General features: G+C 67.9%; 20 protein-coding genes, 1 tRNA gene and 1 pseudogene. 3 read left to right on the top strand and 19 right to left on the bottom strand.

Going from position 1 to position 20,982, the window contains the following annotated elements:
• Nucleotides 1-37 precede the first annotated feature (37 nt).
• From AB0K60_RS31735 to AB0K60_RS31695, 9 genes are all read right to left on the bottom strand, one after another.
• Nucleotides 38-1,111 (bottom strand): lanthionine synthetase C family protein, encoded by a 1,074-nt coding sequence (locus AB0K60_RS31735; RefSeq protein WP_364063524.1) that lies wholly within the window; start codon nt 1,109-1,111, stop codon nt 38-40.
• Complete coding sequence (locus tag AB0K60_RS31730) at nt 1,108-3,141, bottom strand: lantibiotic dehydratase family protein (RefSeq protein ID WP_364063521.1); 2,034 nt, start codon at nt 3,139-3,141, stop codon at nt 1,108-1,110. Before AB0K60_RS31730 ends, AB0K60_RS31735 begins: the two co-directional genes overlap by 4 nt.
• Before the next feature lie 73 nt (nt 3,142-3,214).
• Nucleotides 3,215-3,397 (bottom strand): FxLD family lanthipeptide, encoded by a 183-nt coding sequence (locus AB0K60_RS31725; RefSeq protein ID WP_364063518.1) that lies wholly within the window; start codon nt 3,395-3,397, stop codon nt 3,215-3,217.
• A gap of 304 nt (nt 3,398-3,701) precedes the next feature.
• Nucleotides 3,702-4,556 carry a helix-turn-helix transcriptional regulator gene (locus AB0K60_RS31720; RefSeq protein ID WP_364063515.1) on the bottom strand — a complete coding sequence of 285 codons (855 nt, stop codon included), beginning with the start codon at nt 4,554-4,556 and terminating at the stop codon, nt 3,702-3,704.
• A 14-nt stretch (nt 4,557-4,570) separates the two neighbouring features.
• Nucleotides 4,571-5,074, bottom strand: coding sequence for a DUF6879 family protein (locus AB0K60_RS31715; protein ID WP_364063512.1), 504 nt, complete (start codon nt 5,072-5,074; stop codon nt 4,571-4,573).
• A complete protein-coding gene (locus AB0K60_RS31710; protein WP_364063509.1) occupies nt 5,067-5,306 on the bottom strand; it encodes a hypothetical protein in 240 nt (79 codons plus the stop codon). The genes AB0K60_RS31715 and AB0K60_RS31710 overlap by 8 nt, the downstream gene beginning before the upstream one ends.
• Nucleotides 5,307-5,390: 84 nt before the next feature.
• Entirely contained in the window at nt 5,391-5,594 is a 204-nt protein-coding gene (locus tag AB0K60_RS31705; protein WP_364063506.1) for a DUF397 domain-containing protein, read from the bottom strand.
• 4 nt (nt 5,595-5,598) lie between these two features.
• Entirely contained in the window at nt 5,599-6,423 is an 825-nt protein-coding gene (locus tag AB0K60_RS31700) for a helix-turn-helix transcriptional regulator (protein ID WP_364063503.1), read from the bottom strand.
• Nucleotides 6,424-6,808: 385 nt separating this feature from the next.
• Nucleotides 6,809-7,084 carry a winged helix-turn-helix domain-containing protein gene (locus tag AB0K60_RS31695; protein WP_364063500.1) on the bottom strand — a complete coding sequence of 92 codons (276 nt, stop codon included), beginning with the start codon at nt 7,082-7,084 and terminating at the stop codon, nt 6,809-6,811.
• 182 nt (nt 7,085-7,266) lie between these two features.
• Between AB0K60_RS31695 and AB0K60_RS31690 the strand changes: the two genes are divergently transcribed.
• Nucleotides 7,267-7,656 carry an ATP-binding protein gene (locus AB0K60_RS31690; RefSeq protein WP_364063497.1) on the top strand — a complete coding sequence of 130 codons (390 nt, stop codon included), beginning with the start codon at nt 7,267-7,269 and terminating at the stop codon, nt 7,654-7,656.
• A gap of 299 nt (nt 7,657-7,955) precedes the next feature.
• On the opposite strand, the gene AB0K60_RS31685 is transcribed toward AB0K60_RS31690, so the two are convergent.
• The 5 genes and pseudogenes from AB0K60_RS31685 to cysS form a co-directional block, all read right to left on the bottom strand.
• Nucleotides 7,956-8,432: a transposase gene (locus AB0K60_RS31685; protein ID WP_364063494.1), complete on the bottom strand. Its 477-nt coding sequence runs from the start codon at nt 8,430-8,432 to the stop codon at nt 7,956-7,958.
• Between the two features lie 139 nt (nt 8,433-8,571).
• Nucleotides 8,572-9,024: pseudogene (locus AB0K60_RS31680) on the bottom strand (winged helix-turn-helix domain-containing protein); the annotation flags it as partial.
• 1,707 nt (nt 9,025-10,731) lie between these two features.
• Nucleotides 10,732-10,804: transfer RNA gene (locus AB0K60_RS31675), tRNA-Thr, on the bottom strand.
• Between the two features lie 62 nt (nt 10,805-10,866).
• Complete coding sequence (gene rlmB / locus AB0K60_RS31670) at nt 10,867-11,829, bottom strand: 23S rRNA (guanosine(2251)-2'-O)-methyltransferase RlmB (protein WP_364063491.1); 963 nt, start codon at nt 11,827-11,829, stop codon at nt 10,867-10,869.
• A gap of 379 nt (nt 11,830-12,208) precedes the next feature.
• The gene (gene cysS / locus AB0K60_RS31665) at nt 12,209-13,606 is read right to left on the bottom strand and encodes a cysteine--tRNA ligase (RefSeq protein ID WP_364063488.1); all 1,398 of its coding nucleotides are present in this window, start codon (nt 13,604-13,606) and stop codon (nt 12,209-12,211) included.
• Between the two features lie 90 nt (nt 13,607-13,696).
• Here cysS and AB0K60_RS31660 point away from each other — a divergent pair, with 90 nt between their 5' ends.
• Nucleotides 13,697-15,601, top strand: a complete 1,905-nt coding sequence (locus AB0K60_RS31660; protein ID WP_364063485.1) for a DUF2637 domain-containing protein — start codon at nt 13,697-13,699, stop codon at nt 15,599-15,601.
• A 582-nt stretch (nt 15,602-16,183) separates the two neighbouring features.
• On the opposite strand, the gene AB0K60_RS31655 is transcribed toward AB0K60_RS31660, so the two are convergent.
• From AB0K60_RS31655 to AB0K60_RS31645, 3 genes are all read right to left on the bottom strand, one after another.
• Nucleotides 16,184-16,462 (bottom strand): GlsB/YeaQ/YmgE family stress response membrane protein, encoded by a 279-nt coding sequence (locus tag AB0K60_RS31655; RefSeq protein ID WP_364063482.1) that lies wholly within the window; start codon nt 16,460-16,462, stop codon nt 16,184-16,186.
• Nucleotides 16,463-16,842: 380 nt separating this feature from the next.
• On the bottom strand, nt 16,843-17,307 hold the full coding sequence (gene ispF / locus AB0K60_RS31650) for a 2-C-methyl-D-erythritol 2,4-cyclodiphosphate synthase (protein WP_364063479.1): 465 nt from the start codon (nt 17,305-17,307) through the stop codon (nt 16,843-16,845).
• Nucleotides 17,308-17,338: 31 nt separating this feature from the next.
• Nucleotides 17,339-17,821, bottom strand: a complete 483-nt coding sequence (locus tag AB0K60_RS31645; RefSeq protein WP_364063476.1) for a CarD family transcriptional regulator — start codon at nt 17,819-17,821, stop codon at nt 17,339-17,341.
• Between the two features lie 263 nt (nt 17,822-18,084).
• Between AB0K60_RS31645 and AB0K60_RS31640 the strand changes: the two genes are divergently transcribed.
• Nucleotides 18,085-18,741: a copper chaperone PCu(A)C gene (locus AB0K60_RS31640; protein WP_364063473.1), complete on the top strand. Its 657-nt coding sequence runs from the start codon at nt 18,085-18,087 to the stop codon at nt 18,739-18,741.
• 203 nt (nt 18,742-18,944) lie between these two features.
• On the opposite strand, the gene AB0K60_RS31635 is transcribed toward AB0K60_RS31640, so the two are convergent.
• Nucleotides 18,945-19,634: a response regulator transcription factor gene (locus AB0K60_RS31635; RefSeq protein ID WP_364063470.1), complete on the bottom strand. Its 690-nt coding sequence runs from the start codon at nt 19,632-19,634 to the stop codon at nt 18,945-18,947.
• Nucleotides 19,635-19,754: 120 nt separating this feature from the next.
• The gene (locus tag AB0K60_RS31630) at nt 19,755-20,933 is read right to left on the bottom strand and encodes an ATP-binding protein (protein ID WP_364063467.1); all 1,179 of its coding nucleotides are present in this window, start codon (nt 20,931-20,933) and stop codon (nt 19,755-19,757) included.
• Nucleotides 20,934-20,982 lie beyond the last annotated feature (49 nt).

Raw genomic sequence — 20,982 nt, 5'->3', positions numbered from 1 at the left:
CTCCTTGTCGTGGGATCGAATCGGTCGGCGGATGAAATCAGGTGATTAGCAGGGCCCTGGTCCAGCCGGTGGTGTTCGTGCCGTCCAGTGCTAGTTGCGCGCCGGCCCGGCCTTCCATGAACCCGGACTTGGACAGCCGGTCCAGGCCAGCGGCCAGGTGCCCCTTCAGGTTCTCGATCAGCGTCGTGTATCGGTCCGGAGTGGGGCTGTCGTCGGCGACGGCACGGGCGACGGTCAGTAGGCCGCCCCAGCCGTGGCACAGCGAGGCATCCGTGATCTTGCCGAGGTGGGGCCGGTCGGTGAGGACGCGCACAACGGTGTCCTCTGCCGCACGTCGGCGGACCGGGTCGTTCAGGGCGACCGCGGCCAGCTGCTGGGTGCGGGCGATCCCGAGTTGGCCATAGCACCAGGACGGGCGAGCCACTTGCGTTTCGGGCGGCTCGGGGTCGGACAACTGGTCACGTGTGATCCAGTAGCAGCGGCCGAACTTGTCCAGCCAGCGTGCGAACACCTCGATGGCCTCATATTGCCCCTGCACGTGAACCCCGTGCCGAGCAGCGAGGGACAGTACCGCCAGGGGGCCGGCGATGCCGTGGGCGACACCGTTGTTTCCGTGTCCGCCGGGCAATCGCTCGCCAGCAGGCCCGGCATCCGACCACCACCCCGGCAGTTCCCGGCCCTGGGTACGGATCGGTCGGCGTAGGGAGACCAAGTAATCCAGTACCTCGTTCAGCAGCGGCGAGGTGCCGTCGCGGGTGAGCAGCAGCGCGCCCAGCCCGGCCAAGCCCCGGATGAGGTCGAACTCTGCGAGATGCGGCAACACTCCGGACGCCTGCCTCCGACGCGCTGCGGCCAGTCGGGCGGCCACAACGCGGTCGACGGCGGTCCGGACGTCGCGGTTGACGCGTCCCGTACGGCTGAGCACGAACTCCAGCGCCGGAGCGCCGTGGAACAGCGATGCGTTGCCTCCGGCGCTGACGCCGCCTGCAACCGCCCGCGAGAGGCTGCATCGAGCGGATTCGAGGTCACCGCGCTCGATGTGCAGTAGCGCTATCCCGAGCGCGCCTTCGGACAGGTCCTGCGTTCGGGGAAGAGCAGCCGTCGCCTTCATGAGCGTGCCCGCAGCGGGACGACGAGGCTGTGTGCTCGGCCGCCGATCCAGCCGTCGGCATCCGGTGGCGGTGCGTCGTGCAGGACCGCGACGCCGGTCGGACTGGCGGCGAGGTGGGTGCGCAGCAGGTCCAGATGCATGTCTTGGCGCAGGTCCAGCGGAAGCTGCTGGTCATCCTCGGCCAGGAGCACGCGGTCCGGAACGCGGAATCGGCCCATCCAGGCGTGCAGATGCTCGGCCCACTCATCCAGCGTCGCGGTGCGAGCGGGCAGTTCCCGAGCCTGCAGTTTCCATCGTGCGGGCACCAGGATGGAACGCCGGTGATGCAACGCCGGGGTGAACGGAAGGGTCCAGGCCGCGCCCCAGTCGAACCACGTCACTTGCGGAGCTGCGGCCCGGCTGATCTCGGCGAGGAACCGGGCCAGAGGAGGGGTGTAGTTGTTCCACAAGAAGTTGATGGCGGTCGGAGCGAGCACCTCCACGTGCGTCCCGGTGGTGGCCTCGGCCAGGTAGAGGCGGCCGCTGCGGAGGCCGACTGCCAGATCGGATGGGAACAGCACCCCCTTCTCGCGGTGGCGGAATTCCCCGACGCTGATCAGCCGAGGCAGCACCTGTGGGGCACGGGTGAGCAGATCGGCCGAGACACGGCTGGCGTGGAAGGACAGTTGGATCGGCTCCGCGCCGGGCTCAAGCGTGGGCAGATGGGCATACGTCGTGGCGGCTTGCGGGAACAGATGCCAGAACCGGCCCGTCATCGAGCCGACGGCCCGGGAGACGGTGGACACCCGTAGACGAAACTCTCCGCGTTCCAGAGTTCGCGTCGAGTCGGCCTGAACCTGCACGGACAGTTCGAGGTGGGGCGGGGTGACCGTACGTTTGCCCGCAGCGGCCTCCAACCGTTCGATCATGGCGCCAGACAAGGCCATCGATCGATTGCCTGTGACTGCCGCAGTACCCGCCAGCTCCAACAGCAGCCGATCTCGGCGGGTCATCGGGCGGGGTGGCTCGGACACCTGGCCGAAACCCTCAGGGAACCCTAAACCCTTCGCGGTATCCGTCACCAGTTCCAGCGGCACCTCAACGCCCTCACCGTAGCGGTCGGCGAACCGCTCGATGTATCGGCGCCATGCCGGGGTGCCCGTCGGATACATGGCAAGCCGGGTCAGGACCGTCGCGGCGGTCTCCGCCTCGGTCACGACCGCCTGCGGTAGCCGCACTGTCGCGTCCATCCGCAGATCCAGCGCCGCCGTTTTGTTGCCGGTGTCCTGCAGGGCGGCCGGAAGGATGTCGGCTGGGTCGACAACGGTAGCGGGCGCACGCAGCGACGACCGCAGCAGCCGTACCCGTAGGAGCTCCGAGAGCAGTCCGGCCCGGTGCCGTTCGCTTGTACCCGGAAACTCGGCCGCGAGCTTGTCGGCCAGTACCGAGTAACGGATCGGCACCCGAGCCGCGTCGAGCACCAGCGCGACTGCGGGCGTCAGCGCGAGCGAGAACTCCGAGGCACCCTCGGACGGGACGTAGACGCGCCCCGCCCGCTGCCGAGCGAGGTTGTTGACACACAAGTCGACGTCGGCGACCCGCTCGCCATCCGTCTCCCAGCGGCTGATCGCCCTGTCCAGCGCTGCCGGGTCTGGCCGGGCAACAGCCTGGTGCTGTTCCCCGAAGCAGACCTCGGCCACGTCGCCGAACTCGACCAGCGCGACGCCCGCGAACAGTCCGAACGGCGTTGAGCGGCGCGCGTACCTGATCGCGTAGCGGGCGGTGGCCAGTGCAGCCCGCCGTGCCCGCCGTGCTTTCCCCAACCGCCCGTCGAGGATCGCCTGGACCTGGCTGTCCAGGTCCGGACTGGCGTTGGACACAGCCTGCCGGAAGGCGTCGTCTGCCCACGCTGCGGCCAGCCACGGACGCCAGCGTTCGAGCGGAGCCGCAGGCCCTGGCCAGGGAGGCAAATCGGGCCCTGTCAGATGCACCGCAGCGCGCAGCATCCCCTCGCCGGCACCCTGGTACAGGCTGTGTCGAAGACGCGTCATCACCACACTCCGTTCTCGACAGAAGGCACGGGCCGGACAGAACGTCGTCCAAGCCCGTGCTGACTGACCTGGGCTACGAGGTGGTGCAGGCGCTTGGGCAAGAGCTCCCGCAGTTGTCGCCGGTGCTGCACATCAGCACCGTCTCTGTTGCCGGCGTGTTCTCGATGAAGGTGATGTCGAGCTGGAACGGGTCGTCGGTGTCGTTGGCGGCGTGTCGGCCCGGTTCGGCGCTCCACACGGTGGTCTGCGTGCTCATCCTTGCTCCTGATCCTTTGTGGGCGGGACCTTGATGACCGCCCAGTGGGCCGGGTCCGAGACACCGGACCGCCGAGCAGTGGTCTAGCCAGGAGCCACGTCGTTTCGATCAACAACGGTGGCTCCCGTTACGGACGTGCGATGGCGCTCGGCCGGATGTCGTGCGTAGCGCGGCATCACCTGACGCCTCCCTGGCCAGGAAGCGTTAGCAGGGACAGGAGCCGGGCACTGAGTGCTACGACCGATCGCCTGTACGTGACGGTAAAGAGCCGAAGCGAGGCGGCTCCAGAAACTTGTACGAACTTTTACGCCTGTTCCAGCGCGTTGATCGCCGCCGTGATCAATGTCCTGGCCATGTCTCCGTAGACGGCGCTGGATGCCAGGTCGTTGAAGCACTTGACGTACAGGGCGATCTCTCGCGGCTGGGTGATGGTGATGATGGCCGACACCAGCTCGATGGACACCGTGGTGTCGCCGTAGATGTGAAAGGTCTCGGTGAGCTTCTGCACGCGCCGACCGGCCAGCGGGATGATGCCCAAGGACAGGTTCGGCCGACGCATCCCGCTCAGGAGATGGTGCAGCTGCTCGCGCAGCACGTCGTCGCCGAAGATCCGGTTCCTGAGCACCGACTCCTCGATCAGCATCGCGCACCGGCGGGTGCCGTCGTCCAGAAATCGGCGGCGGGCGACGCGCGCCTTGACCCCTGCCTCGATGTCGGGCACGTCGGCCTCGTGGAAGTCGGCGAAGCGCCGCATGATGGCCCGCATATAGCTGGGCGTCTGCAAGGGCCAGGGGACGAGGTTGGAGGAGTAGAAACGGTACAGATGGTTGTTCTCAAACAGCGATAGCCCCAGATCCTGCATCCGTTTCATGCTGCGCTGAACCCTGCGCCACTCCAGGTAGGCGGTCTCGGCACTGCGGGAGGCGGCGACCAGGTTGGGGATCTCCTCGGGCACGCCGCAGATCGTGCACCAGACATGGATGTCGCTGTCGCTTGGCGGAGTGCGACCGTGGATGAGCCGGGAGCACTTGGTCTCGTTCCACCCCGCCTGGCGTGCCAGAGCCCGGGCGGTCAGACCGGAGTCGCGCAGGATCTCGCGCAGCCGGTCGGCGATCGCCTGACGGGCCCGCTGGGCGCTGGAGGAGGGGGAGGTGGCCATGAGCGTGGCGCAAGTCAGACGGGCTGGTACTTCCCGTGGTCGATCCCGCGTTCCCATACCGCCTCGAAAGCCGAGACGCACAGCTTGGCCGCGTCCGGGTCTTCGGTCAGCCTGTAACCGGCGGGGTCGCCGTCGCCGCTTTGAAAGACCCAGCACACGAGGGCACCATCGAACTGCCAGAAATCGCAGCCGGGAAGCGCCAGATCCGCCGCACGGGGACGAGGCAGCCAGCGTACCCGCTCGCCGGCGGCCAGGTTGGAGTAGCCGGTGGCGGCGTGCTCAAAGCGGATGTAGTCGCTGACCGGTTCGGAGACGATCCTGGCTCGGCGGAAGGTGACTCCCCGGGCAACGTGCTCCCCGACCAGGGACACCCAGGGGGCGACATTGCCGTACTGTGCGATCTGTTCAATGGGGACGCCCTCGCGCCACAGCCGGTAGTCGGAGCCACCGGTGCCGTAGGTATCGCGCATCTCCAGATGCGTCACCGAGTGCCGCGTCCGCCCGAACAGCTCACCCAAGATGTGGATCATGCCCACCCAACGCCTCCCACAGAGCCTTGCGCAGCTCGCGCGGCACCCGGACGGCCCGCTCGTGAGGGTCGATATGGGTATCCCGCTGGATCTCGGCCAGCACGGCCGGATCCTCGACGAGTGTGCCCACGATCACGAGGCTTCCGTCCGTGTCGTCCACGTGGACCGAAGGGCAACTGTCGGTCTGGCTGCCGCCCTTGCCACAGAACCGTAGCGCCATGCGGGATCTCCTGTCTGAGAGCTTGTACGGGCTTGCACAGCTGAGAGCCTGAACGCGGATGTAGAAGCGCTTAACTAGGGGATTTCAAAGGTATCTGGTGCTCTTGATGCTGATGATGAACGCGGCCCACTCTTTAGATGTGAACGTCAAGGCCGTCCCGTCGGGGTTCTTGCTGTCCCGCATCGCTAGCATGCCCCGGGAGAGGGAAGAAACCTCGACGCAGTTCTCATTCGTGCCTGTGCTGTGGCTGCTCTTGCGCCAGGTGAGGGGGTGGGAAGCCGAGTTCATGTGGCTACTCTTTCAGATGTTCCATAAGGTCAGTGATGAAGCGTAGGGACTCTTGAGGCGATTTGGACGCCATGACGGCTCGGTCGAACACGAGAGTACACCGCTCGACCTCTTCTGGTCGCTCCAGGAAGGCAGGACCTCCCGCAGTCGCTATATAAACCAAGGATGGCTGCTCCAGTTCGCCAAAGTCCAGGATATGGAACGTCCCATCGATGGGTTCGTAGGCATCAGCGTCGAACGGAAGAATCTGAATCGTGATGTTCGGCCGACTTGCCAGTTCAAGTAGATGGCCCAACTGGGCGTACATAACCTCGCGTCCGCCGACGAGTCGGCGTAGCGCCGCCTCGTCAATGACCGCCCACAACTCCGGTGGATTTTCGCGTCGGAGGATCTCCTGGCGGCGCATGCGGCCGGCGGTTTTACGTTCGATGTCCAAAGGCATGTGAATTCCGATGCCTTTGAACAGCGCAGTTGCGTAGTCACGGGTCTGCAGCAGGCCGGGAATGATGTTGTCGTAGGTGCGGATGACGCTCGCATCCTCTTCCCAGCCGGGAAGCCCGGCAGGAAAGAGATCAGAGTAAAATGTCCACCAGCCTTTCTGCCGTCCTCTGCGAGCGAGGCCGATAAGCGTTTCACGAGCGGCTTCGTCGCGGACCCCGTACAAGTCGAGTAGCGCTCGGATGTACTCCAGGTTCGGTCGGGACCCTTTTCCTGATTCGGTGTAGACGATTCGGCCGACGGAGCAGTTGAGTTCCTCGGCTACCTGCTCCTGAGTGAACCCTGCGCGGATTCGAAGGTTCTTCAACTCTCGGCCGAGCAGACGAATCATGATAGTCATTCGATTATCCCCGCCAGCTACGCGAATCGGACATTAGCCTCAAATAATATTGGCGCTTGCAAAGAGTTTAGCGCCAGGCCATGATGCGATGCATGCGCTTTGCGCTGAGCGGGGCCGACCCGGCCAGAGCGGCGCGAGCTAAGTGTCCATTGTCCAAATATAACCACAAAGGATCGCTGGTGGCTCTTCTGATGCATGCAAAAAGCGGGGATTGCCCGTTTTGGCTATTTCAGATACGTCTGCGGCCTTGAATCCTCAAAGTAGCAGCCGGCATAAGACCGCGTCGCGCGACCGGCACAGAGCGTTGGCCCGATGTGGGCATGCGACAGCCCGGCACCGGCAGCCCGTAGGTACACGGTGCCGCCGTGCGGGCGCGTCAGGAGGTGGCGCTCTCCTCGTGGCCCCAGTCGTCCTTCGGGCGTACGAACGTGCCGACGCCATGCACCGTGCGGACGTACCCCTCACGACGGAGGCGGCCGAGCGCCTTGATGATCGTGTTGCGGGCGAGAGCGAACTCCTGCTCAAGCTGCTTCAGGCTCGGAATCGGATACCGCGGCTTGTACTCGCCGCGAACGATCCGGTCACGCAGGATCTCGTAGAACTGCGTCCAGCGAGCGGCGTCCCGCTCCCACTCCCACTCGTCCTCGCTCACGAGAAGACCGTAGTACACCCGATTCGTCCCTAATCGAGCGACGAAGTCTGCCGTAACGCACGCACGTCCCTGAACATCCGTGCATCTCTTGCGATCTCTTTCCCCATTCCCGCCTGCCCACGCCACGCGCCGCGATCTCCGCACGCCCCGGCGCCGCAGGCCGACCCCGACGAGGAGACCCCATGGACGGCAAGCACCGCACCTGGCACATCCCCGCCCGCCCCGAGGCCGTGGCCGAGGCCCGCCGCGCCACCCGCAAGGCCCTGGCCGACTGGGGCTGCGCGCACGCCATCGACGACCTCATGGTGGTCGTCTCGGAGCTGGTCACCAACGCGATCGCCCACGGCGAGCCCCCCATCACCCTCACCCTGTGCCTGGACCTCGACCACGTACACGGCACGGTCATCGACCACGGCCCCACCCTGCCCCGCCCCGTCTTCACCGGCGACCTCACCGAATGCGGCCGCGGCCTCCCCCTGGTCGCCGACCTCACCCGAACCCTCGCCTGGAAGCGCATCCCGGGCGGCGGCAAACGCGTCTCCTTCACCTACCTCCTCCCGGAGAAACAGTGATCTCCAGGGCTCTGATCCGGAGCCGACGAGGGGAATCGAACCCCTGACCTGCTGTTTACAAGCTAGGCCCACCATCTTGATCACAACCACGCTGCCCTGCTCAGAGGTGTGATGCCATGCGACGCCGTGCGGCTGTGTGTGGCAGCGTTGCTGTACTTTCATGCTGTAGAGCAACCCTCTGACCTGGGCTAACCTGGGCTCAAGGAGCAGCAGGCGTCCGGCATTCGCCACTGAGACCGGCATGATTGGGCGAGGCGCATGAGCAAAACAAACGCCTTAGAGAGGCTTAATGGCTGGGGTTACGGTGGGCGGAAGTCCAGGCCGGTCCTGGTGGTGAAGCCGCTGATGAGGCCTGGCCGGTACTGCATGCGTTTGAGCCGGTTCTTCACCACCGCGGTCAACTGGTCCGCGGTGCGCATGGCGAGGTCGGCCGGGCTCTTCTTCATGTGCGCCCACACGCCCTCGACCGGGTTGAGCTCCGGGGCATAGGCGGGCAGGTGGAAGACCGTCAGCCATGGCCGAGTCGCGATCAGCGCCTTCATCATGGCCGAGGCATGGGTGTTCAGGTTGTCCCACACCACCACCATCGGCCCGCCGAGCTGCTGATGAGCGGCGTCGAACAAGGCGGCGTAACCGGCCTCGCCGAACCCCTTGCGCTCGCCTTCGCGCCCCCGGTGGCGCCGGATCCGGTAGATCAGCCGGGACCGGCAGCCCGGCTTGGTGGCGACCACAGCCGCGATCGAGATCCGTGCGCTGCTCTTGACAGGCAGCGACACGATCGGCGTGCGTCCCGCGCGGCCCCGGGTGCGGCCCTTGGGCGATCTCAAGCTCTGGCCGGCCTCGTCCTCGAAACACAGCCACGCCCCCTGGCGCGCGCCGCCACCCTTTTATGATCGGCCACTGCTCGTCCTTCCAGCCGGCGATGGCGTTCTCATCGCGCTCGGCCGCGCGCCGAGCCGGGGCCTGCCAGCTCCACCCGAGCCGATGCGGCAGGTGGCACACCCCGCCCACGGTGTAGCCCACCTTGAACGTCCGCTCGATCATCTCGGCGATCCGTGCCGGCGTCCAGCACTGATCCGGCCGGCCGTAGGACACCGGCCCGGCATCCAGCACCCGCTCCAGGCACGCCAACTGCTCCTCATCCAGCTTGCAGACCGCCCCGCCCGCTCCCTTGGAGACCAGCGCCTCACGCCCGCCGGCCTCCAGAGCCCGCCGCCACCGGTTCGCCGACATCCGCGACACCCGGAACTCCTTGGCCACCTGCGCGTCGGTGGCGCCCTCGGCGAACCTGTCGGCCGCCCGCATCCGCACCCGCTCGCGACGTAGTCGCTGCTCGGCGGTCAGCCCACCGCCATCGGGATACCTCATGAACCGGGCGTAGCACCGGGCCTGCCCCATGCCACCTCGCGTCCAGGTGAGGACACATAACCCTCGCCTTTAAGGCTCTCTAGCCCACCACTACCCTGGCTCTGCTTTCCCGAATCATGCCGGACCCGGAAGCTGACAGAATCGGCTTTCCTAAGTGGCGATTAGGTGTCTGGCTGCCACCATAGATACTACGACCGGCCAATGACTAGAAAGTCATAATCCACGTCAGGATCTAAAGATCCGTGCGGCGCTACAAGCGTAACGGCCCTGTGGGCAGCTAGCTTTGCATCAATTCGCGCTTGGATGGCCTTCTCCACCGCGCCGATTATTCTTCGCTTCTAACTCCTCCGAAGTCGCCAAGACCTCTCGTTTGGAGATGATATCCACGATGCGGTCAGGAGCAACCGCAGACTCGCGTGTCTGGGGGAGCTCTTCGGAGGCTGGGTTCTGCGCCACGTCCGACTCGTGAGACATGAATGGGGACCTTCTCAGTGGATCTTCTTGTTCCAAGGAGACGACATCTTCCCAGATGTTCGACCCTAGTTCCAACCTAGCGACGCCCTGTTTGCGAACATCATCTGAGATTCGGTCGCCTGAAATGTGGTTGTCCACAGAAAGGATATCCTTACGTAGGAATAGGCGTCCACCTGGTAGGGTGACGGGCGGCGGCGTGGCCGCGACCGGCCGAAGAGTCACAGCGCGGCCGACGACCGCCACCGCGCGGCAGACCGCCGGAGGCGGGCTGCCCTCGATGACGTACAGAAAGTCCTCATCCGATCATGAGCGGTGCCGTCGCTGGGAGAGGAAACGTTGATCGATCCCGCTGCTGGCTCGCCGTCGGACTGCTTGAGCAGTTAGTGAGGTGAGTTTGCTGGGTTTCTCAGCGAGCCGGGACCGTAGGCTCCGGGTCGTCGATCGCCCCGGCCCGTGCGGTGGCTGGTTACGCAAAGCGATCGTTTTCGGTCTGAGGAATCTTTCTGCATGTGGCGGTTCAGTCGAGTGGTGTGGTGGTGGTCCAGATACGTTCGAAGCTGCCCACATAGACGGCGGCGATGTCGGTGTCGGTGATCTTGCAGAGGTGGAGGACGGGGGCGTTGGCGGCTGGGGTGCCGTAGGTGTGGAGGTTGATCAGCAGTTCGTCGTCTGCGCGGTAGATGGAGTTGTACAGTACGGTCCGGTGAAGCCGGATCTCGACTTTTCCAGGACGTGCAGGGGGCGATAGAGGGCGATGGCGATGGGGCGCGGGCGATCATGACTTCTGCTCCGACTCCTTCGTCGCGGCCACGCTGTGCCAGATGCGGGCTGTCGGGGTCGCCGAGCAGGATGCGCACGGTGACGCCTCGGGCCGCCTTGCCGCGCAGGGTGTGGGTGACGCTGGCATCTTCGGCGAGGAACAGGCCGCTGTAGATGAGGATGCCGATCTCGTTCTCTGCCTTGTGGAAGAGGCGGTGCCAGAGTTGCTGGGGGACAGCCCAGCGTTCCCCGCGTCGCCATGCAGATCCTCCGGCACAGCCAGATCTCGGTCACGATGAACGTCTACAGCGAAGTCTCCACCGACGAGACCCGCAAGGCCTTCGGCGCCTCGGTGATCGGCTCGACAACAGCAACGCCGACAAGGGAGAAGATCGATAATCCCACTGCTGATTTCGCTGCTGTCCAAGATCGACAAGGCCCTCTCCGACGATCGGAGGGGGCCTTTGGGTTGGGAGCCGACGAGGGGAATCGAACCCCTGACCTGCTGTTTACAAGACAGCTGCTCTGCCGATTGAGCTACGTCGGCACGGTGTGCGCTCTTCGAGTTTAGTGGGAGGAGAGGGGCGGCGTCACCGGCGTTCGGGTGGGTCAGCGGCGGTGGCGGGAGGTCTCGTAGAGGGCGATGCCTGCGGCCACGCCGGCGTTGAGGGACTCGGTGGTGGTGGTCATGGGGATTCGGGCGGTTTGGTCGCAGGATTCGCGGACGAGGCGGGACAGGCCCTTGCCTTCGCTGCCGATGACGATGACGAGGGGGTCGGTGAGGAGTTCGATGTCGGCGAGGTCCAGCGGGGCTTCGCCGTCGAGGCCGATGACGAAGAGGCCCTGGTCACGGTATTCGCGCAGGGTGTTGGTGAGGTTGGCGGCTCGGGCTACCGGGAGGTGGGCGAGGGTGCCTGCGGAGGTCTTCCAGGCGGAGGCGGTGACGCCTGCGGAGCGGCGGCTGGGGATCAGGAGGCCGTGGGCGCCGAAGGCGGTGGCGGAGCGGGCGATGGCGCCGAGGTTGCGGGGGTCGGTTACGCCGTCGAGGGCGACGATCAAAGGGGTCTCGGCGGCGTCTTGGGCCGCTTGGATTAGGTCGTCGGGGTGGGCGTATTCGTAGGGCGGGATTTGGAGGGCCAGGCCCTGGTGGACGGCGCCTTCGGTGAGGCGGTCGAGTTGGGGCTTGGTGACCTCGAGGACGGCGATGCCGCGGTCGGCGGCCAGTTTGATGGACTCGCGGACGCGGTCGTCGTTGTCGATTCTGTTGGCTACGTAGAGGGTGTTCGCGGGCACGTGGGCGCGCAGGGCCTCGACGACCGGGTTGCGGCCGGCTACGACCTCGGGGGCGTCGTCGCGCCTGGTACGGCTCTGCCGTACCGGCTTGGTGGGCTTGTCTGACTTGTCGGGGCGGGTGGTGGCGTTGGTGCGCTGGCGTTCCTTATACCAATGGCGCATGTGGGCCGGGGGCGTCGCGCCCTTGCCCTCCAGGCCGCGCCGCCTGTGGCCGCCCGTGCCCTTGGTCGGGCCCTTCTTCTTCGCGGGCTTACCGGATCCTCTGCTTCCACCAGCCATGTACGGAAGCCTACCGGCGATCGCGAGGGGATCGTGGTGTCGCCGGGTCTTGAGGTGATCAGCCGGTCGGTCGGCTCACGTCACCCGGTCGGTGCATCCCCTCGCTTCGTACGACGGCCGCTCCTCGTGGGTGGGCGGCCGACCGGGTGGCTCGCGTCAGCCGGTCCCCGCCGACCGCGCCCACAGGTGACGAGCCGAACGCCAAGGTGCAGCAGTTCATCCTCGCCCCCGGCACGCACAGCTCAAGGGGACCGAGGTGAAGGCCGAGCGCGGCGGTCTGTGCCCCGTACGGCTGACCGAGTTGGACGAGCAGCCCCTGGTGGCCTGAGCGTGCGACGGGCGCAGCCCCGGCCTCCGGGGAGCGGAGGCCGGGGAGGGGTCAGTGCGCCAGCTCCCAGCGGGGGCCCTGGGGGGTGTCCTCGACGACGATGCCGGCCGCGGCGAGTTGCTCGCGGATGGCGTCGGCGGCGGCGTAGTCCTTGCGGGCGCGGGCCGCCTGGCGCTGTTCGAGGGCGACGGCGACCAGCGTGTCGACGGTGGCGCGCAGGCCGGTGTCGTCGCCGGAGGAGCGCCACTGCTCGGAGCGGGGGTCGAGGCCGAGGACGTCGAGCATGCTCTGGGTTTCGGCGAGCAGGCGGGCGACCTGTTCCTTGTTGCCTTCGGCCAGGGCGACGTTGCCCTCGCGGACCACCTCGTGGATGACGGCGAGCGCCTGGGGGACGCCGATGTCGTCGTTCATCGCGTCCACGAAGGGCTGGGGCAGCGGGGCGGCCACGTCTACGTCGTGGATGACCTCGGCGGCGCGGGTGACGAAGCCCTCGATGCGGCGGTACGCGGTGGCGGCCTCCTTGAGCGCCTCCTCCGAGTACTCGATCGGGGAGCGGTAGTGGGCCGACAGCAGGTAGTAGCGCAGCTCGACCGGGCGGACCTTCTTCACCATCTCGGTGACGAGCAGCGAGTTGCCCAGCGACTTGCTCATCTTCTCGCCGCCGAGGTTGAGCAGGCCGTTGTGCAGCCAGTAGCGGGCGAAGCCGTCGCCGGCCGCGCGGGACTGGGCCTGCTCGTTCTCGTGGTGCGGGAACAGCAGGTCGACCCCGCCGCCGTGGATGTCGAACGTGCCGCCGAGGTACTTGGTGGCCATCGCCGAGCACTCCAGGTGCCAGCCGGGACGGCCCGGGCCCCAGGGGGTGCGCCAGCTCGGCTCGCCGTCCTTGGCCGCCTTCCACAGGGCGAAGTCGCGGGGGTCGCGCTTGTGGGTGTCGGTGTCGGTGTCGCCGGCCGCCCGCATGTTCTCCGGCTTCTGGTTGGACAGCCTGCCGTAGCGCTCGATGTAGGACGGCACGTCGAAGTAGACGTCGCCGCCCGCGGCGTACGCGTGGCCCTTGTCGATCAGGCGGGCCATCAGCTCGATCATCTCGGGGACGTGGCCGGTGGCGCGCGGCTCGACGGTCGGCGGCAGGCAGCCGAGCGTGTCGTACGCCCAGGTGAAGTGGCGGTAGTTGCGCTCGGCGACCACGAACCAGGGCACGCCCTCCTCGGCGGCCACCCGGATGATCTTGTCGTCGATGTCGGTGACGTTGCGGCAGAACCACACGTCATATCCGAGGCGGGTCAGCCACCGCCGGAGCACATCGAAATTAAGACCAGAACGGATATGTCCGATGTGTGGCGGAGCCTGCACGGTGGCACCACACAGGTAAATCGAAACCCGGCCGGGCTCGACCGGAACGAATTCGCGGACCGTTCGCGTGCTGGTGTCATGTAGGTACAAGCTCACAAGCCAAGGCTAATGCCTTCGGCGACATCACAGGCCGAGTTGGGTGGCCGTGAACCGTCGCGGCGGCAACATTTCGTCCACAGGCGCCGCGTGTGGGATCGATCACAACAGCCCTGGTTCTGTACTCTGCAAAGAGTCATGAAAGCGCATCCCCCCGTGACGGCGGAACCGTCATCGAACGCCCGGTCCGAACAGGCCCGGCCGTCCCGATTCGTCCAGACCATGCGCCGTGTCGCGATCGGCGCGGCGGGCCTCGCGGTCGCCGTGCTCGCCGCGGCGGCCTGCGTGCTGTCCTTCGACGATCTACGCGCCCTCGCCATGCAGGCCGGGGCCCGCGCGGATTTCGCCTACCTCTATCCCGCGGCGTTCGACGCGCTGCTGGTGATCGCGCTGATCAGTTTCATGCTGTTGAGCACGGCCCGGCCCCTGGCGCGGGTGCAGGCCGGATTCGTGCTCTTCGTCCTGTTGGCGGCGGCCTCGTGGGCGAACGTGTCGATGGCGATGCGCTTCAGCATCGACGCCCGGCTGGGGGCGGTGATCGTCGGCGTCGTGCCGTGGGTGATGTTGCTGATCGGGCTGTGGCTGCTGACGTTGCTCATCAAGCACGCGCAGGTACGGCGAGCCGCCTACGACGGCGTGGGCGGCGCAGGCCCCCGCGACATCGTGCCCTTCGACCGCCCCGACGCCTCCGACGGCGACACCGTGGAGCACCCGCGCCCGGACTTCGCCCGCCCCGCCTCCGCGCCCATCACTTTCGAGCCGCTCCCGTCACCCACGGAGGCCACAGGAACCACGCAGGCCACAGGAACCGGGGAGGCCACGCAAACCACGACGCCCTCGCCGGTTCAGACGGTCTCAGGGTCCTCAGGGGCTTCGGGTTCCGCCAGTTCCGCGGGTTCTTCGGGTTCCTCGGGTTCCTCTGGGGAACAACTCGGTGTCGATCACGAGCCTCCCGTTCCCGGGCCCGCGACCCGCCCGAGCGCGGTGACGACGTCCGCTCCGGCGCCGCCTGCGCCCGCCTCTGCCTCGCCTTGGGCGCCGCTCCCGGCGGATGCGCCTCCCACACCCTCCGTGCCTCCCCGTGACGAGCAGCCGGGGAGGGGGGATCCGGCCGCCTCCACGGAAGCAGGCGAAGGCGGCCGTGGGCGCCACGTGAAGAGTGAGCGCGCCCTGGCGGACGAGGAAGGGCATGCGGAGGCTTCCCGTACGGAGGCCACCTCCACGGCGGAGCCGGAGGGATCGGCCTGGCCCGGGGGTCCGGCGGAGGCGGAGGGTCGTCGGCCCGCCGCCGGTTCGGCAGGCGACGTAACCATGACATCGGTCGCCACTGCGGACACGCCGCCGCACGGCGAACGAGACGACGCGGAAGGTGTCGCCGTCACCTCACCCGTGCAAGGGCGGGAAAGGCCGAAGCGGCCCATTCAATGGGGCGATCTCCTCCGTCCGCCGCAGGGCGATGTGCTGGTGCACCCGCGTCCCGGGCAGGAACCCGGCTCGGAACAGGCTCTTGGCCGTGCCGAGGATCCCGGGCAGGCGTCGCAGTCGATCCGGGAGACGAGCGAGGTCGAGGAGACCGACTGGGAGCCCGAGGAGACGGAGGCGGGCCCCCAGGAGACCGAGGCCTCGTCGGATGAGGCCGAGGCCCAACCCGCGGCCGAGGCCGCGGAGGCCGGCGTTCCGGTTTGGCCGCCGGACGCGATCGACACCCGCCCGAACGTCGCGATGTCGCCGGAGGAAGCTCCGCCGTACGTACCGTCCGAGAGAGACGGCGATGTCACCCATCGGGAGGAACCTGAGGCGGAGCGGGACACCCAGCCCTACCCGCACCTGCGCGACGGTTCCGAGCCGCTCGGAGGTCCCGATCCCGCCCATCGCGCGGGCGAGGCGGATCCCGAGGAGTTCGCGGATCTCGGCGCCGCCGCAGGGGGCCCCACCGTGCCGCTCGCGCCCCCCTCTGGGCGCATGCGCAGCACTCCGGTGCCCCCGCAGGAATAGGCAGACGAGAGTTCACGGTCGCGCCCCGCGCGTTCACGTGGGCCAGACGATCAGGAAATCAACCGATCCCGTCTGGCCGGGCCGCATCCGCAGGGACATGCTCACCATGACCGACGGCTACGCCGTCACCGTTGCCAGGCGCGGGGACGATCGGCCCGCGCCAGCCGCTGACAAGTACCCGGAACCCGGTCAACGCGGAGGACCGCCAGCCGATCAGGAACACTGACGGCGCGCTGGGCGCGGCACCGGCCGGTGCAGTGAACCGGTGCCCGACACCGTAAGTGTTCGCGGAACCCGCAGACATGGCGCTCTCACCATGACCGACGGCTACGCCGTCACCGTTGCCCGGCGCGGAGACGATCGGCCCGCGCCAGCCGCTGACGAGTGCTCGGAACCCGGTCAACGCGGAGGATCGCCGGCCGATCAGGAACACTGGCGGCGCGTTGGGCGCGGCACCGGCCGGTGCAGTGAACCGGTGCCCGACGCGGTAAGTGTCCGCGGACCTGCGGACGTGGCGCTGGACGCGGGAGGACCCGCCGAAGCCCGGGGGCTGAGCGGCGGGTCCGTCTGGAGGCGTCGTCGTCACAACCTGCTGGTGCCGCGACGACCGCGGATGCCTGCCACGATGCCGACACCGACGATCGCGAGGACGATCTGCATGAGGAGTTCGATCCAATCGATTCCCGGCGTCGTCCGGACCCCGAGAAACTGCGCGATCGCGGTACCGATCAGGGCCGCCACGATGCCCACGACGATCGTGAGGATCCAGCCGATGGCCTGCCGCCCAGGCAGGAGAAGCCTGCCGATGGCACCGATGATCGCACCGATGATGATGGCGCCGAGAATGGACCCGATGGTCATATTGACCTCCCCTTGAGGGTGACGACTTCGCTCTCGTACTGAGCGCTACCCCTCACTCGGGTCTTAATCCAAAAAGTGAAAACTCGCAGCTCAGGGGGTAGATCGTTATTCATCCCGGGGCGAGCGCGGGGGGTGGCGGCCCCCACCGCGCCGGTATGGAGGCCGCCACCCGGCCACACGCGGCCGGTTCTCCCGCCTGTGGCACATGTACTTGATTGACGCCTCTACTGCGAGTTCGGTTGTCCGTTTGGAGCGATACAAATGGACCCGCTCTGAAAGTGGCTGCATCCGACACTGTGGCCACATCAGTACCGAATTGTGGGGATGCCGACGCGTCGATGGGCACGCGCGCCGGGGTCCATGCCGTCTTGGTATGGACCCTACGGATTCGCCGAAATGATTAGGGCGGTGGCGATCGCGGCTATGCCCTCGCCGCGGCCGGTGAGGCCGAGGCCGTCGGTGGTGGTGGCGGTGACGGTCACCTGGGCGTCGACGGCGGCCGAGAGGGCCTTTTCGGCCTCGGTACGGCGAGGCGCCAGCTTGGGCCGGTTGCCGACGATTTGGATCGCGATGTTGCCGATTGTGAAGCCAGCGGCGCGTACCCGGCGGGCGGTCTCCTCCAGCAGGGCGACGCCGGAGGCACCCGACCACCGGGGGTCGGACGTGCCGAACACCTCGCCGAGGTCACCGAGGGCGGACGCGGACAGCAGCGCGTCACAGGCGGCGTGCGCGGCGGCGTCGCCGTCGGAGTGACCGGCGAGGCCGGTCTCGTCGGGCCAGTACAGGCCGGCCAGGTGGAGCCGACGGCCCGACGCGAAAGGGTGGACATCGATTCCGACGCCCACCCTTGGCAGAGCACTCAAAGTCGCGCTGACCTCACGAGGTGAGAACCTCGTCGAGCAGGGCCTCCGCCTTGTCCTCGTTCGTCTTTTCGGCGAGGGCGAGCTCGCTCACGAGGATCTGGCGGGCCTTGGCGAGCATGCGCTTCTCGCCGGCGGACAGGCCACGCTCCTTGTCACGTCGCCACAGGTCGCGAACGACCTCGGCCACCTTGTTGACGTCCCCGGACGCCAGCTTCTCTAGGTTGGCCTTGTAGCGGCGGGACCAGTTCGTCGGCTCTTCGGTGTGTGGCATGCGCAGCACGTCGAAAACACGTTCGAGCCCCTCCTGGCCGACAACGTCGCGCACACCGACGAGTTCGGCGTTGTCGGCGGGAACCTGTACGGTAAGGTCGCCCTTGTCGACCTTGAGCACCAGGTAGGTCCTCTCCTCGCCCTTGATGGTGCGGGTCGTGATGGCTTCGATCCGAGCAGCCCCGTGGTGGGGGTAGACGACAGTGTCGCCGACCTGGAAAGTCATGTGAGAAGTACCCCTTCCGCTATCTCCAGAGTACCACGCCTTTACAGCCTCCCGGAACAGTGAAATCAACATAACTGCAGGTCAAAGGGTCATTTTAGGGCTTGACAAGCGTTCGACCGTATGCCTCACGATCATTTATCCTCCGCACGACCTGCGATCCGAGCGGCCTTTTCACCTCACCAGGGTGCCTCATGGAGGGGCCTGCGGGCACGGATAAGGTTGTCAGCCGACAATCATCAGTTGTAACAAGGAGACCCAGAGCCGTGACCCGCACCAGCCGACCCAGGGTGTTCGTCGTCGCCGCGCTCCTCGCCGTCGCCCCGGCGCTGGCCGCGTGTGGCGCAGGAAGCGACGCCAACATGGCGCAACCGTACATCGCGACCGAGGCCGCCGCGACGACCAAGAACGGCATCAACGTCGCGCAGGCGTTCATCCTCGGCCCCGAGCCGGGTCAGACTCTGCCCGCCGGCTCCGCCGTTCCCCTGTACCTCAGCATGGTGAACGGCAACCCGACCGCGGACCAGCTCATCGGCATCGCCACCGACCCGCAGACGGCCTCCTCGGCCAAGGCCACGGCCCCGATCGCCCTGCCGCCGCAGACGCTGGTGAAGAGCGCGAACCCGACTCCGCAGGTCCTCATCGAGGGCATCAGGAAGCCGCTGCTGGGCGGCGAGAGCATGCGGCTCACGCTCCAGTTCCAGAACGCCGGGGCGATCAGCATGGACGTCCCCGTCATCGCCCGCAGCCGCGAGTTCGCCACGCTGCAGCCCGCGCCCGCCACCTCGCCGGCCGCCGCCCCGACCGACGGAGCCACGGCGACCCCCACCGACGGCGCGACCGCCACGCCCACGGACGGCACCACCGCGGCCCCCACGGACGGCGCCACGGCGACCCCCACGGACGGCACCGCCGGCAACTGAGCCGCACCGACCCCGGCCCCTCGTCACCCCGGCAGCCCCCGTTCGGGGCACGCCGGGGGGCCGGAATGGTCCCGTGCTCGGTCGTCCTGCGCGGCGAGCCGCCGCGGGACCGAGAGATCACGCCCGCCGCCCGGATCCATTCGGCATGACCGGGGCTCGACCGCCATCGGGAGCGGTCCAGGCGGGCGTCACGGCGGCGGGGCCTACTCCTCCACGGGGTCGAACTTGTAGCCCAGGCCGCGCACCGTGAGGATGCATCGCGGATTGGCCGGATCGGACTCCACCTTGGCCCGCAGCCGCTTCACGTGCACGTCCAGCGTCTTGGTGTCCCCGACGTAGTCGGCCCCCCAGACCCGGTCGATGAGCTGCCCCCGGGTCAGCACCCGCCCGGCGTTGCGCAGCAGCACCTCGAGCAGCTCGAACTCCTTCAGCGGGAGCTGCACGTTCTGCCCGCGCACGGCCACCGTGTGCCGGTCCACGTCCATCCGCACCGGCCCCACGGTGAGCACGGCCGACTCGGCCTCCTCGGTGTCCCCCTGCCGCCGCAGCACGGCCCGCATCCGGGCCACCAGCTCCCGCGAGGAGAACGGCTTGGTCACATAGTCGTCGGCCCCGAGCTCAAGACCCACCACCTTGTCGATCTCGCTGTCCTTCGCGGTCAGCATGATCACCGGGACCTTGGAGCGCTGCCGCAGCGTGCGGCACACCTCCGTGCCGGGCAGGCCGGGCAGCATTAAATCCAGCAGCACGAGGTCGGCCCCGTTGCGGTCGAAGGCCTCCAGCGCCTCGGGCCCGGTCGCCGCCACGGCGACCTCGAAGCCCTCCTTGCGGAGCATGTACGAAAGGGCGTCGGAGAACGACTCCTCGTCCTCCACCACGAGCACGCGCGTCATCGGCTTTCCTTCATCGTCGGCGGGACCCGGGGTGCGGCGCCGGCGACGTCGCCGCGCGTTCCCTCCGGTGAATCGGGGCATGGTGTGCGGGGCGGGGGCGGCCCTGCGGCCGCGAACCGGTCACGTGGCGGCCTCCATGGGGGTACCGGTACGGGGCGCGGCGATGGCCGTGCCGCCGAAGGCGGGCAGCTTCAGCGTGAAGGTGGAGCCCGAGCCCTCCTTGCTCCACACCGTCACCTCGCCGCCGTGCGCGACGGCGACGTGTTTGACGATGGCGAGCCCGAGCCCGGTGCCGCCGGTGGCGCGCGAGCGGGCCGCGTCCACGCGGAAGAAGCGTTCGAAGATGCGCTGCTGCGCGCTCTCGGGGATGCCGATGCCCTGGTCGCTCACGCTCACCTCGACCGAGTCCCCGGCGGCGCGGGCGCTGACGACGACCCGGGTGTGCTCCGGGCTGTAGGCGACGGCGTTGTCGATGAGGTTGCGCAGCGCGGTGACGAGCAGGTCCTCGTCGCCCCAGATGCGCAGCCCCTCGGTGCCGCCGGAGGCGAGCGTGATGTCCTTGGCGGCGGCGCGGGTGTTGCACCGGTCGATCGCCTCGTGCACGGCCTCGTCCACCTCGACCGCGCCCGGCGCGGGGATCGCCTCCCCGCCCTGGATGCGCGACAGCGTGATCAGGTCCTGGACGAGGTAGGTGAGCCGGGCCGCCTCGTGCTGCATGCGCCCGGCGAAGCGCTTGACCGCCTCGGGGTCGTCGGCGGCGTCCTGGACGGTCTCGGCGAGCAGGCTGAGCGCGCCGACGGGGGTCTTGAGCTCGTGGCTGACGTTGGCGACGAAGTCGCGCCGCACGGCCTCGACGCGGCGGCGCTCGGTCTGGTCCTCGGCGAGCACGAGCACCTGGCCGTGCGTGCCGAGCGGGGCCACCCGCACCGCGAAGCTCGTGCTCTCCTGGCCGAACTTCTGCGCCGCGACCTCGATCTCGCTCTCCCTGATCTCGCCGTCCCTACGCACCCGCCGGGCCATGGCGAGCAGCTCGGCGGCCATCAGGCGATCGCCGCGTACCAAGCCGAAGGCGCGTGCGGCCGAGCTGGCGCGCAGCACCCGGTCCTCCCGGTCCAGCACCACCGCCGAGGACGGCAGTACGGCGAGCACGGAGGCGACCCCGGCCGGCAGGGTGTGGTCGACGTCCTCGGGCGGCGGCGTGCCGCGCCGGTCGAGGTGCCCGCGCACCGCGGCCATGGCCAGCGCGCCCACCAGGAATCCGGCCAGCGCGGCCAGGCTGCCCAGCAGCTCACCGCTCATGCGGCCCCCTCACCGCTGCCCCGCATGCGATCGCTCCCCACCTCCACGC

It is taken from the genome of Thermopolyspora sp. NPDC052614 (assembly GCF_040678635.1).
In the GTDB taxonomy this organism is placed as follows: Bacteria; Actinomycetota; Actinomycetes; order Streptosporangiales; family Streptosporangiaceae; genus Thermopolyspora.
Note: the sequence above shows the minus strand (reverse complement) of the source record. Positions and strands in the feature narration are given on the sequence as shown.

Coding starts and splice junctions, on each gene's coding strand:
- AB0K60_RS31645 (WP_364063476.1), bottom strand. CDS start 17,821: ATGACTTTCCAGGTCGGCGACACTGTCGTCTACCCCCACCACGGGGCT.
- AB0K60_RS31700 (WP_364063503.1), bottom strand. CDS start 6,423: ATGATTCGTCTGCTCGGCCGAGAGTTGAAGAACCTTCGAATCCGCGCA.
- AB0K60_RS31710 (WP_364063509.1), bottom strand. CDS start 5,306: ATGGCGCTACGGTTCTGTGGCAAGGGCGGCAGCCAGACCGACAGTTGC.
- AB0K60_RS31635 (WP_364063470.1), bottom strand. CDS start 19,634: ATGACGCGCGTGCTCGTGGTGGAGGACGAGGAGTCGTTCTCCGACGCC.
- AB0K60_RS31705 (WP_364063506.1), bottom strand. CDS start 5,594: ATGAACTCGGCTTCCCACCCCCTCACCTGGCGCAAGAGCAGCCACAGC.
- AB0K60_RS31655 (WP_364063482.1), bottom strand. CDS start 16,462: ATGACCATCGGGTCCATTCTCGGCGCCATCATCATCGGTGCGATCATC.
- AB0K60_RS31730 (WP_364063521.1), bottom strand. CDS start 3,141: ATGACGCGTCTTCGACACAGCCTGTACCAGGGTGCCGGCGAGGGGATG.
- AB0K60_RS31690 (WP_364063497.1), top strand. CDS start 7,267: ATGGACGGCAAGCACCGCACCTGGCACATCCCCGCCCGCCCCGAGGCC.
- rlmB (WP_364063491.1), bottom strand. CDS start 11,829: ATGGCTGGTGGAAGCAGAGGATCCGGTAAGCCCGCGAAGAAGAAGGGC.
- AB0K60_RS31735 (WP_364063524.1), bottom strand. CDS start 1,111: ATGAAGGCGACGGCTGCTCTTCCCCGAACGCAGGACCTGTCCGAAGGC.
- AB0K60_RS31720 (WP_364063515.1), bottom strand. CDS start 4,556: ATGGCCACCTCCCCCTCCTCCAGCGCCCAGCGGGCCCGTCAGGCGATC.
- AB0K60_RS31630 (WP_364063467.1), bottom strand. CDS start 20,933: ATGAGCGGTGAGCTGCTGGGCAGCCTGGCCGCGCTGGCCGGATTCCTG.
- AB0K60_RS31725 (WP_364063518.1), bottom strand. CDS start 3,397: ATGAGCACGCAGACCACCGTGTGGAGCGCCGAACCGGGCCGACACGCC.